Origin of the sequence: Enterocloster lavalensis (genome assembly GCF_046603895.1) — a bacterium.
Classification (GTDB): domain Bacteria; phylum Bacillota; class Clostridia; order Lachnospirales; family Lachnospiraceae; genus Enterocloster; species Enterocloster lavalensis.
In genome coordinates this window covers 1,432,551-1,445,893 of record NZ_CP176637.1, presented here as the reverse complement: position 1 = coordinate 1,445,893, position 13,343 = coordinate 1,432,551, and the positions used below count along the sequence as shown (strand labels likewise).

6 protein-coding genes are annotated in these 13,343 nt (G+C 51.3%); all 6 read left to right on the top strand.

All coding sequences use genetic code 11. From position 1 onward, the window contains the following. The first annotated feature begins 88 nt into the window (after positions 1–88). The 6 genes from ACK2JC_RS06325 (at position 89) to ACK2JC_RS06300 (ending at position 13,234) form a co-directional block, all read left to right on the top strand. Complete coding sequence (locus tag ACK2JC_RS06325; protein WP_411337816.1) at positions 89–307, top strand: hypothetical protein; 219 nt, start codon at positions 89–91, stop codon at positions 305–307. Then, the gene (gene ltrA, locus ACK2JC_RS06320) at positions 267–1,658 is read left to right on the top strand and encodes a group II intron reverse transcriptase/maturase (protein ID WP_411337818.1); all 1,392 of its coding nucleotides are present in this window, start codon (positions 267–269) and stop codon (positions 1,656–1,658) included. Before ACK2JC_RS06325 ends, ltrA begins: the two co-directional genes overlap by 41 nt. A 117-nt stretch (positions 1,659–1,775) precedes the next feature. Beyond that, the gene (locus tag ACK2JC_RS06315; protein ID WP_092369733.1) at positions 1,776–2,273 is read left to right on the top strand and encodes a DUF6106 family protein; all 498 of its coding nucleotides are present in this window, start codon (positions 1,776–1,778) and stop codon (positions 2,271–2,273) included. 287 nt (positions 2,274–2,560) lie between these two features. Continuing rightward, on the top strand, positions 2,561–10,075 hold the full coding sequence (locus ACK2JC_RS06310) for a doubled motif LPXTG anchor domain-containing protein (RefSeq protein WP_411338465.1): 7,515 nt from the start codon (positions 2,561–2,563) through the stop codon (positions 10,073–10,075). Between the two features lie 265 nt (positions 10,076–10,340). Beyond that, positions 10,341–11,795, top strand: coding sequence for an IMP dehydrogenase (gene guaB / locus ACK2JC_RS06305; RefSeq protein WP_320936103.1), 1,455 nt, complete (start codon positions 10,341–10,343; stop codon positions 11,793–11,795). A 413-nt stretch (positions 11,796–12,208) separates the two neighbouring features. Further along, on the top strand, positions 12,209–13,234 hold the full coding sequence (locus tag ACK2JC_RS06300; RefSeq protein ID WP_320936102.1) for an NUDIX domain-containing protein: 1,026 nt from the start codon (positions 12,209–12,211) through the stop codon (positions 13,232–13,234). The last annotated feature ends 109 nt before the right edge of the window (positions 13,235–13,343 follow it).

Sequence of the window (13,343 nt, the reverse complement as noted above, 5' to 3'; positions counted from 1 at the left end):
ACATCAGGCTATGCATGAGGGTAAGACTGCCCCACAAGTTGAAGCCCAATAACTACACGGAATCATGTATGGTAAATGTGGCAGATAGATGGAGAGAAAGAAACGTGTGGTACCCGGGGAGGTCTGTACGATATGTCCTGAAAGGGATAACCATTATCGTGAGATAATGCTGAACGTACAGAAGTCAGCCGAGGTCATAGTAGCCGAGAGGCGAAGGACCGAATCAATAGGAGTCCTTAGTACAACCGGGAAAGGAGGAAAGAACATTGGGTGCAGAAAACAGAGAAAGCTGCTCGCAAAGAGATAGCGCGGAACGTGAAGGGTATGTGAGAGCGCACCGTTCTTTCCGTCGGACATGGAAGGAACGGGACAGTGCACAACCGGAGCTCTTAGAGAAGATACTGGATAAGGACAACCTGAACAGAGCTTTCAAGAGAGTAAAGGCAAACAAGGGAGCACCGGGAATCGACGGAATGACCGTGGAGGAAGCCGGAGCATACCTTCGGGAGAACCAGAAAGAGCTTATCGGGAGAATCAAAAGGGGGAAATATACTCCCGACCCGGTAAGACGAGTGGAAATCCCAAAGCCAGACGGTGGAATACGAAAGCTTGGTATTCCAACCGTCAAAGACCGTATTTTCCAGCAATCCATAACACAACAGCTTATGCCGGTCTATGAGCCGCTATTCTCGGAAAACAGCTATGGTTATCGACCGGGAAGAAGCGCAAAAGACGCCATTCTGAAAGTGAAGGGGTATGCAGAACAGGGATATACCCATGCAGTGACATTAGACCTGTCGAAATACTTTGATACACTTAACCACGAAATGCTCCTGAATATCCTGCGAAGGAATGTAAAGGACGAAAGAGTAATCCAGTGGATTAAGAGATACCTAAAGAGTGGTGTCATGGAAAACGGTGTAGTCATGGAAACCGAAGAAGGATCGCCACAGGGCGGAAACATCTCACCACTGCTGGCAAATATCTATCTGAACGAGTTCGACCAGGAGTTTGAGAAGCGGGGAGTGGCATTTGTACGCTACGCAGACGATATTGTGCTGTTAGCTAAAAGTGAGAGAGCCGCAAAGAGATTACTGGAATCCAGCACGAAATATCTGGAGAAAACACTGAAACTGAAAGTGAATCAAAAGAAAAGTCGTGTAGTAAGTGTGTTTGCAATTCGAAATTTTAAGTTTCTTGGCTTCACATTGGGAAAGAACGGGAAGGGCATATATGTCCGGGTTCATGGGAAGTCATGGAAGAAGATGAAGACAAAACTGAAAGAGCTCAGTTCCCGAAGGTCTTGTCAGAGTATACGTCCTTCATTGGAAAAGATAAAAGTATTCATGCGTGGATGGCTGAATTATTATGGGATTGCGGATATGAAGAACAGGATAGACGAACTAAACTCATGGCTATATCACCGTATTCGAATGTGCATATGGAAACAATGGAAGTTACCCAAAACAAGGAAAAGAAACCTAATAAAACTCGGGATACCTGAATATTTTGCACATCAGGCGGCAAACAGCCGCAGGAAATACTGGTATGTAACGGGAATGGGAGCGGTCAACAGAGCATTAACACAAGAAAGACTGATAAACAGAGGCTTTTATGATTTAGCTACTGCCTATCAGTCCGTGCACGTCAACTATTGAAACCGCCGTGTACCGAACGGTACGCACGGTGGTGTGAGAGGACGGGAGTTAATCACTCCCTCCTACTCGATTTTTCTGGTCCGTGCCCAAGTCACAACATAAGAAGGAGAAATGCAAATGAACGACGACGCATACGCAGAATGGCTGGTAAAGCGCAAAGATCCGATCTACGCGATCCCTGTGAAGATTCTCATGGCGGTGCTGTGCCTGGTTTCCCTGCTGATCGCCATGCAGACCGCTTTTGGTGCGATCCTGTTGATCGCGGTTGGAATAGCCGCCTACTTTGTGTTTATCAACCTGAGCGTGGAATTCGAGTATTTGGTGGTGGAGGGGGATGTCTCCATTGACCGGATTCTGGCCCGCTCCCGCCGGAAAAAAGTCCTGGATTGTAAAAAAGAGGAAATTCAGATCGTGGCCCCCTCGGATTCCTATATGCTGAAGGACTACGAGAAGACCGGAATGAAGGTCAAGGATTGCACCTCCGGCCGCAACGAGTCCAAGACCTATGCGCTGATTTATCAGCAGGGCGCCGATTGCGTGAAGATCCTGTTTGAACCCAACGAAAAGATCCTGCGCGCACTGCGCCACAGCGTCCCCGGGAAACTGGTGAGGTGACGTTTCGTCTGAGACAATATTATAATAGGAAGAAAGTCCGTTCAACCGCGGTGTGATTTTGAGGTAACACGCGTGGGGGGACGGATTTTTTTGTTTGACTTGTGGTGGCGTATGAAAGAAGTATCAGGATTCTCAGAAAAGGTTAGAAAAAATAAAGATATCGTAAGTTTTATTTTTGCTTTTTTTATAAATGTAACCGGTTTGTAACCAGTATTTGGTATAGTAGAGTCAGTACATTGGATGATTGGATTTTTTGTGCGGTAAAAGTAAGAGAGGAGAACAAAAGTATGGAAAGACGAACAAGGCGCAGAGCGTTTGCCAGAAATGTCTATAGCGCTCAAAAGAGATTGTTGGCCTTCCTGCTGGCAGCAGCGATGATTCTGACCAATGTTGGCTCAGATCTCAGCGTGGCATTTGCCGGCACCAGTGAATCGGTGGTATTTGAGCTGACCGGTTCTGAGTTGGTGCGCGCGGTCGAAGAGGCCATCGCCAGCGGCAATGAGGTGACAAGGGAGGATCTCGACTTTACCAACGGTAAGGTGGAACAGTTTGAGAAACTCTTTTTTGGAGAGGGAAAGCTATACGAAGCGTACCCTGAATTTGACGGGGGGGGGGGTATTGATTCCGAGCTGAGAATCTTTGTTCGCCTTCCGGAAGACGCCGACGATATGTACATGGTGACCGGCGATGAGGAAATCCTGTTCCTGTATATCAACAACGGGGACGGAACGATCCGCTGCTCCACCAACATTACCCGTACCGTTGACGGCGAAGAGAAAGTGAAGAAGACCAAGAGCGTTACGATCCGCAGCTACGAGTCCGCATTCGGCGATGAGGAAGTAAACATCATCCCGGATCAGCCGAAGCAGGATGTAAACGAAGCGACTTCTTCCACCGCAGATAAAGAAAACACAAATTCCAATAACTCCAATCAGACCAATGAAAATACGACTCCCGTGGAGAACCAGGGAGCCGGCGACGCGGCACAGGATGAGATTGATAAAGAAAACGCTGCCGCACCGGATCAGAATGTAACCGATGGCGGGAACGACGCCCAGACGCCGCAGGAAGACGTCGCAGCACCTGATGGCGAGGTCCAGACACCGGACGCCGGCAATCAGGAGGAGAACGCTCCGGAAGCGGACGCACCGGATCAGGCGGCTGAGCCGGAAGGCGATACCGCAGAACCGGACGCAGCGGACGAACCTGAGGAAGCGGCAGAACCGGAAGGCGATACCGCAGAACCGGAAGAAGCAGCCGAGCCCGAGGACAACGCCGAGCCCATCGCTTCCGTGATCCGCCACTATGCACCGGTTGTAGCGGACAACGAGAACGGTGAAGCTGCTCCCGCGGACGACAGCCAGAAGGAGCAGGTTGCAGACATTCCGGACAGCGCAGACCAGACGGAAGCTCCCAATGAGGATGCAGCCGTGGAAGAGCCGAAAGCGGAAGAGCCCAAGGTGGATGAGCCTGCGGCGGACGCACCGGCAGCTGGCGACACGGTAACAACTCCGGATGGAAATACAGCGGACAGCGCAGTGACCATTCCGGATGAAAACGGAACCGGCGACGCGGCGGCCATCCCGGACGAGAATGGGACCGGCGATAACGCGACCACTCCGAACGAGAATGGAACCGGCGACGTGACCGCTCCTCAGGAGCCCACAGACGAGACTCCTGCTCCCACACCGGATACCCCGGCAGCAGGAGAAGATCAGAACAACGGTCAGCCGGCCGGGACACCCGACGTGGATCAGCCTCAGGCACCGGAAGAAGAGCTGCCCAAGGAATCCGTGGTAACGATTATCCCGCCTGCGACCCCGTCTGAGGGAACCGAGCAGAAACCGGAAGAGCAGAAGCCGGAAGACAATGTATCGGCTGCCACCACCTCTGATCTGGTTGGAATGGGATACTGCAGCACAGCCAAGGCATACTCCGTGACATTAAACCAGCTGAAAGCGCTGGATGATTTTGAAGGATACAAAGTTACATATGATATCGCCCCCAAGGCCAGCGCCCGCATCGTGGACGGTCCCAGAGGCGTGGAAGAAGGCGGAACCTTAGTCTTCGGTGTCAAAAACCAGATCGGTTATGCCATCGAGGCGGTGGCTGTTAACGGCGAAGTGCTGGAAGCGGATTCTGTGACGGACAATGATGATGGGTCGCAGACTGCGTGGTACACGGTTGAGGAAGTGTACGAAGAGCAGGAAGTTGTGGTGACGATGACGGAGAGCGGCGAGCATCCCGAATTTTCCGCAACTCTTCCCATGAGCGATGGAACGATTATTCATCTGTATGCGGAGGAAGGCGTTCTTCCGGCAGGTGTGAAGGCTGAAGCCAGTGTTGTGACTGGAATTGAAGATGTTGTTAAGGCGAATGTGGAGGCTGAGGCTGAGGCTGAGGCGGCTGGAGAGCAGAAAGAAGTAGTTGCTTCCTTATCTTATAATATCGACCTTCTGGATAAAGACGGCCATAAGCTGGATGATCAGATTTGGAGCGGTTCGGTGCAGGTGACCTTTACTGGTGTTCCGGTTGAAAAGCACAGTAAGGAAGCGGATGTCATAGAGGTTATGTACGTCGAAACTACCAAAGAAGACGAAGCCCAGGCTAAGGTGACCGCAGAAGATGTGATTGCCCTCGAAGCGGTTTCGGAACCAATAGAGGTTGCTGGGGAAGAGAGTGTGGCATCCGTAATGTTTGATGCGGAACATTTCTCGACATACACAGTTATTTTTACCAATAATAAAAATAAGACTAGAAGTGTTGAGATTTATGCGATCCTCGAAGACGGAACTAGGCTGGAAACAGAGCGCAGGAATTACAATTTCTCGAATAGTGATGCGATTTCTGTAGATAAGATTGCTTCCGAAGTCATAACCGGGATACCGGCAGAATACCGGTTAGCAAAGGTGACTTTAGACGATTCTAAAGGAACAGAGATTAAATGGCTGAGGTATACAACTGGAAATTATGGATCATTACAGTATAATGCATATGATCAAAAATATTCCTGGACCTGGGAAGCTGTTCCACAAAATGTAGGTATTAACTTTATTTATACAGATGGAAAGGTTCAAGTAAAGTTTGATCTAAATGGTTTTTCAGGCGCAGAAATAAAGCCGATACAGGGATATGAGGATGCCATAATAACACTACCCGATGGAGAAGGAATTGAGCGTCCAGGTTATGTACTATTGGGCTGGTCCGATGAAGCTGATTCGAGTGCGGTTAGGACTGCAGCAAATGGAGGTTATGTTGGTTATTATCCATTGGGATCTAGCTATCAGATACCGTCTGGTGGATCCACGCTGTATGCGGCTTGGGCTCAGACCTCGGGAAATAAGTCGGGCAAGATTACAATCGCTATCAGAAAGGATGGCACTGTTCCAGATGAACCCTCAATTCAGAATGCCGACTATAAATATTTAGTAGAGGGTATGTCTGTCAATTTATTAGATTATATTAATCCGGCTCATACGGTAGCTGGTCCTGAAAAGGTAAAAGAAGTATTACAACCAAAGTTCTATGATTTTGTGGATAACTGGAATAGCCTAAACCGTTATTGGAACACTACCACACAATATGTGGAGTGGTATGTAGTTAAGGATCAGAGGAATGATAATACCTGGCATATTGATGGCGTAATTCGTCAGTATAAAAATGTTTATTTGGATTATGACAGAAATAATGCCCCGGTAGGCGCTGCATATGGTTTGGCTCCGGATGGAGTGCAGTATAATAAAGGTGCAACTGCAATCGTATCTGATCAGCACACATTAAAATGGCCTGGCCACGATTTCCTGGGATGGAATACACAGAAAGATGGACGTGGTGTTTGGTATTATCCTGGCGATCAAATTGTAATGAATGATAATGTTACCCTCTATGCTCAGTGGGGAGAGAAAAATAGTATTGTTATTTACTATAAGCCAGTTGGAGAGGGAACGGTAACAAATGATCAGGAGCGTTTGAATCCGGAAATTGGAGAGGCAGAGGGAGCAACTGCAGTTGCTAATATCGGCTATAAATTCGTTGGTTGGTATAGTGATAAAGACTGTTTGAATTTGCTGGATAAATCTCCGGAATTTAAGCCGGATCGGCCAGATAGCGGTTGGGTCGATAGGACTGTATTTTATGCAAAGTTTGAAATTGACACAGATCAGAAGTTTGACTACAAGGTGAACTTCTACATCAAAGGTAGCACGACGCCGGTTCCCGGATTGGCAGCTCTGGAAGGAGAAGCGCCAGTCGGAGAGTTCAGCTGGACGAACGAAGTGAAGACAGCAACCGGCTACAAGCTGGTAACAAGTCCGGAACAGCCGACCAATATGATTATCACAGCGGCAGGGCCGAACGTGAAGAACGTCTTCTATGAGATCGATGATACGCAGAAGTTTGAGTATAAGGTGAACTTCTACATCAAAGGTAGCACGACGCCGGTTCCCGGATTGGCAGCTCTGGAAGGAGAAGCGCCAGTCGGAGAGTTCAGCTGGACGAACGAAGTGAAGACAGCAACCGGCTACAAGCTGGTAACAAGTCCGGTACAGCCGACCAGTATGATCATTACATCGGCAGGGCCGAACGTGAAGAACGTCTTCTATGAGATCGATGAGACACAGAAGTTTGAGTATAAGGTGAACTTCTACATTAATGGAACCACGACACCGGTGCCTGGATTAGCAGCTCTGGAAGGAGAAGCGCCAGTCGGAGAGTTCAAGTGGACGAACGAAGTGAAGACAGCAACCGGCTACAAGCTGGTAACAAGTCCGGAACAGCCGACCAGTATGATTATCACAGCGGCAGGGCCGAACGTGAAGAACGTCTTCTATGAGATCGATGAGACGCAGAAGTTTGAGTATAAGGTGAACTTCTATATTAACGGAACTACGACACCGGTTCCCGGATTAGCCGCTCTGGAAGGAGAAGCGCCGGTCGGAGAGTTCAAGTGGACGAACGAAGCGAAGACAGCAACCGGCTACAAGCTGGTAACAAGTCCGGAACAGCCGACCAGTATGATTATCACAGCGGCAGGGCCGAACGTGAAGAACGTCTTCTATGAGATCGATGAGACGCAGAAGTTTGAGTATAAGGTGAACTTCTATATTAACGGAACTACGACACCGGTTCCCGGATTGGCCGCTCTGGAAGGAGAAGCGCCGGTCGGAGAGTTCAGCTGGACGAACGAAGCGAAGACAGCAACCGGCTACAAGCTGGTAACAAGTCCGGAACAGCCGACCAGTATGATTATCACAGCGGCAGGGCCGAACGTGAAGAACGTCTTCTATGAGATCGATGAGACGCAGAAGTTTGACTACAAGGTGAACTTCTACATCAAAGGTAGCACGACACCGGTACCTGGATTAGCCGCTCTGGAAGGAGAAGCGCCGGTCGGAGAGTTCAAGTGGACGAACGAAGCGAAGACAGCAACCGGCTACAAGCTGGTAACAAGTCCGGTACAGCCGACCAGTATGATTATCACAGCGGCAGGGCCGAACGTGAAGAACGTCTTCTATGAGATCGATGAGACGCAGAAGTTTGACTACAAGGTGAACTTCTACATCAAAGGTAGCACGACGCCGGTTCCCGGATTGGCAGCTCTGGAAGGAGAAGCGCCAGTCGGAGAGTTCAGCTGGACGAACGAAGTGAAGACGGCAACCGGCTACAAGCTGGTAACAAGTCCGGAACAGCCGACCAGCATGATTATCACGGCGGCAGGGCCGAATGTAAAGAACGTCTTCTATGAGATCGATGAGACGCAGAAGTTTGACTACAAGGTGAACTTCTACATCAAAGGTAGCACGACGCCGGTTCCCGGATTGGCAGCTCTGGAAGGAGAAGCGCCAGTCGGAGAGTTCAGCTGGACGAACGAAGTGAAGACAGCAACCGGCTACAAGCTGGTAACAAGTCCGGTACAGCCGACCAGTATGATCATTACATCGGCAGGGCCGAACGTGAAGAACGTCTTCTATGAGATCGATGAGACGCAGAAGTTTGAGTATAAGGTGAACTTCTACATTAATGGAACCACGACACCGGTACCTGGATTAGCCGCTCTGGAAGGAGAAGCGCCGGTCGGAGAGTTCAGCTGGACGAACGAAGCGAAGACGGCAACCGGCTACAAGCTGGTAACAAGTCCGGAACAGCCGACCAGCATGATTATCACGGCGGCAGGGCCGAATGTAAAGAACGTCTTCTATGAGATCGATGAGACGCAGAAGTTTGACTACAAGGTGAACTTCTACATCAAAGGTAGCACGACGCCGGTTCCCGGATTGGCCGCTCTGGAAGGAGAAGCGCCAGTCGGAGAGTTCAGCTGGACGAACGAAGTGAAGACAGCAACCGGCTATAAGCTGGTAACGAGTCCGGTACAGCCGACCAGCATGATTATCACGGCGGCAGGGCCGAATGTGAAGAATGTTTACTATGAAGTAGATGAGACTCAGAAGTTTGACTACAAAGTGGAATTTGTAAAGATGGTTAATGGTAATAAAGAAGACCTTGAGCCCTCTATTACGGAAACGTTCAATGTAGAAGCTGATGTGACCGCGAGCCCAAGGAATATACCGGGATACACATTGGTTGGGTTTGGTACAAATCCTGAAAACTACGGAAACTTTGTAGACAACAAATTCAATGCTAAGATGCCTGGGGAGAATTTAACGGTTACCTATATTTATGAGGAGAACGAGAATATAGAAATATCTTACCAGTCCGAATCCCTCACCAAAGGCACCGTAACCCTCGACACCGAGTCCATCGCACCCGCCACCGGCGCCCCCAAGGGTTCCGAGGCGAAACCCACCGACGGCTATGTATTCACCCACTGGACCAATTCCAATGGCGATACCGTGGCAACCGGCGAGGACAATAAGCATTATACGCCTGTGAAGAATGCTGCAACTGAAGTATTCGAGGCAGACACCTATACCGCACACTTCACTGAGCGCGGCGACCTGAGCTATAAAGTTGAGTATTACTTCGACGGCAAGCTTGGCGAGACGGTAACGCAGGACAATGTGAAGTTCGGTACAGACATTGCGTATACTACGACAAATAAGACATACAACAACCAGAACTATGTATTTGAGAAGACTGAGGGACCGAAGACCGTTGGAGCGGACAGCGAGCAGAACTTGCTTAAGGTATATTACACGCTGGATTCCACCGGAACTGAGAAGCCTGGCACACCGGATGGAGTACCGGATAAGTTCCAGATCATCATCAGATACGAGGCTAATGCCAACGGAAGCGTGGGTGGAACAACGGTTGAAGTGCATACCATTCAAGACTTTGAGCGGGATGCAGTGACCGGCGAGATCATTACGGTTGGCCCGGTTAAACCGGCTACCCCGAACGCGAATGTTACTACATCGGCCAACAGCCGTTACACATTCGACTACTGGAGCATCAGAGGAAACGCTGATAAGAAGTACAACACCACCGATGATCTGACGAAGGAAGCGTTCATTGAAGATGTGACCTTCGCGGCGAACTTCCGGTATGTAGGCGGAGGTGGCGGCAACGGTGGAGGCAGCAATCCCAGTGGCCCGTCCGGCGGTGGAAACGAGACCGGCGGCCCCGGCGCAACTGTCACCATCAACCCCGATGACGTCCCCATGGCCATCATGCCTGATACCACACCGGCAGACCTGACCGTAATCGACGACGGCGAAGTGCCCTTCGCGGCGCTGCCCAAGACCGGCCAGGGAGCTGTAAAGGGAACGCTGACCATGATGATGTCGGGAATCCTCCTTGCGATCGCTGCAATCAACAAGAAGCGGAAGGAAGAGGATAACTCCTGATCGGAGCGAACAAAGCATTAAAATGTAAGCAGTAAAGACGGAGGTTCCGGCCACTTGGCCGGGGCCTCCGCCCTCTATACGGTATAAGAGCGGCTCATGAGGTCCTATAAGTAAATTCAATGAATAGCAGGGGACGATTCTGTTTGACAAGCTCTGTAAAATTTGTTAGTATTAGATACTAACAACAAGCAGTTAACTGAAAGTGTGAAATCTCCCGTTTCACACTTTTAACTTATTCAAACACGCAGAAAGAGAGGATTTTTCCATGGGTACAATTATCGGTGAAGGCATTACCTTTGATGATGTGCTTCTGGTGCCGGCTTATTCGGAAGTGATTCCGAACCAGGTTGACCTGACCACGTATCTGACCAAGAAGATTAAGCTGAACATTCCGCTGATGAGCGCGGGCATGGACACGGTGACGGAACACCGTATGGCGATCGCCATGGCGCGTCAGGGTGGAATCGGTATTATCCACAAGAACATGAGCATCGAAGAGCAGGCTGAGGAAGTGGATCGCGTAAAGAGATCTGAGAACGGCGTAATCTCGGATCCGTTTTATCTGTCCCCTGAACACACATTAAAAGATGCCAACGATCTGATGTCTAAATTCCGTATCTCCGGCGTCCCGATCACCGAGGGCAAGAAGCTGGTCGGTATTATCACTAACCGCGACTTGAAGTTCGAGGAGGATTTCAGCCGCCCCATCAAAGAGTGCATGACTTCCAAGAACCTGGTTACCGCCAGGGAAGGCGTTACCCTGAAGGAAGCCAAGGCCATTCTGTCCAAGGCTAAAGTTGAGAAGCTGCCTATCGTGGACGATGATTTCAACTTAAAGGGCCTGATTACCATCAAAGATATTGAAAAGCAGATCAAGTACCCGTTGTCCGCCAAGGACGAGCAGGGACGGCTGCTCTGCGGCGCGGCGGTGGGCATCACGGCCAACGTGTTGGAGCGTGTTGAGGCTCTGGTTAAGTCCAAGGTCGACGTGGTGGTTCTGGACTCTGCCCATGGCCATTCCGCCAACGTGATCCGCTGCGTGAAGATGATCAAGGAGGCATTTCCGGAGGTTCAGGTCGTTGCGGGCAATGTGGCGACCGGCGAGGCCACCAAAGCTCTGATCGAGGCCGGAGCCGACGCTGTGAAGGTCGGAATCGGACCTGGCTCCATTTGTACCACCCGTGTGGTTGCCGGTATCGGTGTTCCCCAGATCAGCGCGGTTATGGATTGCTACTCCGTGGCGAAGCAGTATGGGATTCCGATCATTGCGGACGGCGGCATCAAGTATTCCGGCGATGTCACCAAGGCCATCGCAGCAGGCGGCAGCGTGTGTATGATGGGCAGCATCTTCGCGGGCTGCGACGAGAGCCCGGGTACTTTCGAGCTGTATCAGGGCCGTAAGTATAAGGTGTACCGCGGCATGGGTTCCATCTCCGCCATGGAGAACGGAAGCAAGGACCGCTACTTCCAGACAGACGCCAAGAAGCTGGTTCCCGAGGGCGTGGAAGGCCGCGTGGCCTACAAGGGCATGGTGGAGGACACCGTATTCCAGCTGCTGGGCGGGCTCCGCTCCGGTATGGGTTACTGCGGAGCGCAGAATATTCCTACCCTGCAGGAGACCGGAAAGTTCATGAAGATTTCCGCCGCCTCCCTGAAGGAGAGCCATCCCCACGATATTCACATCACCAAAGAGGCTCCCAACTACTCCATCGAGGAATAATCAAAAACTTCCGAAAGTCCGCTGCATTCCGGCGGACTTTCTTTTGCTTGGCAATGGCACACAGGAGCAGCCAGTGGGAGAAGGCCAGGCTGCCCTGGACCGCGTACACAGCCGGCGAGAGAAGGCCAGGCTGCCCTGGACCGCGCATACAGCCGGTAGGAGAATGCTAGGCTGCCCTGGACCCGCACACAGCCGATGAGAGAAGGCCAGGCTGCCCTGGACTGCACACACAGCCGGTGGGAGATTGCCAGGCGGCAATGGACCGAAGCCGCAACTATCATGGGATTGCCTGGCAGCAAACGCCTGCAGCCACAGCCCGCCAGACGTTTGCTGCAGGGGTTGGACCCATTCGCCATAAGGCGCAGTAAAATGGCCTCTGAGGGCCTCAGAATGCCCTGGGAGGGGGAGAAAGGATGTGCGACATGAAACTTACCACACTCTGCTATATTGAGCGGGAAAATGCCTACCTGATGCTTCACCGGGTAAGCAAGGAGCACGACGTTAACAAGGATAAATGGATCGGCGTGGGCGGGCATTTTGAGGCCGGTGAGAGCCCGGAGGAATGCGTGCTGCGGGAAGTAAAGGAGGAGACCGGGCTGACGCTGCTTTCCTGGCAGTTTCGCGGCGTGATCACCTTCTCATCCGAGGGCTGGGAAGATGAGTACATTTGTCTGTTTACAGCGGACAGATTTTCCGGGGAGCTGACGGCCTGCAATGAGGGTGTTCTGGAATGGGTGGATCAGGAAGCGGTGTTGAAGCTAAATCTCTGGGAGGGGGATAAAATTTTTTTCCGTCTTCTCAATGAGAAGCGCCCATTCTTCTCACTGAAGCTTTCTTACCGCGAAAACCGGCTGGTGTACGCGGCTCTGGATGGCCGGGAACTGGAGCTGTTTGATGTGCGGGACAGCGAGGGAAATGTCACCGGCGTGGCCCGGGAACGTGAACTGGTGCACTTAAACGGCGATCCCCACGGCACTTCCCACATCTGGGTGGTGCGGGAAAATGCTTCCGGCGGATGGGACGTCCTGCTGCAGAAGCGGAGCCGGGACAAGGATTCCTACCCGGACTGTTACGATGTCTCGTCGGCGGGGCACCTCCAGGCGGGAGACGATTTTCTTCCCGCCGCGCTCAGGGAACTGGAGGAGGAGCTGGGCCTCCGCGCCCAGGCTGAGGACCTGGAGTTCGTAGGGTTTCGCCGGGCGTACCGGGAAGCGTTTTTTTGTGGAAGGCTCTTTAAAGATCATGAGATCAGCGCCGTCTACATTTACCGGAAACCGGTTGAGACCTCTGCGCTCAGACTTCAGAAGGAGGAGCTGGAATCCGTGATGTGGATGGATCTTGTGGACTGCCGCCGCGCGGTGGGGGAGGGGAGTCTGGACAACTGTATGTATCCCGAGGAATTGGAGATGCTCTCCCGCAGACTGAGCCAAGGGAAATGAACCAGGCATGGACGGTTCCGCCGCAATTCGCCGCAACCGTTCAAAAAGTTGTAAGGTTATTGTCAGAAAATCGGATTTTCAGTCTCGCATTGTTGTGATATAATAAGGA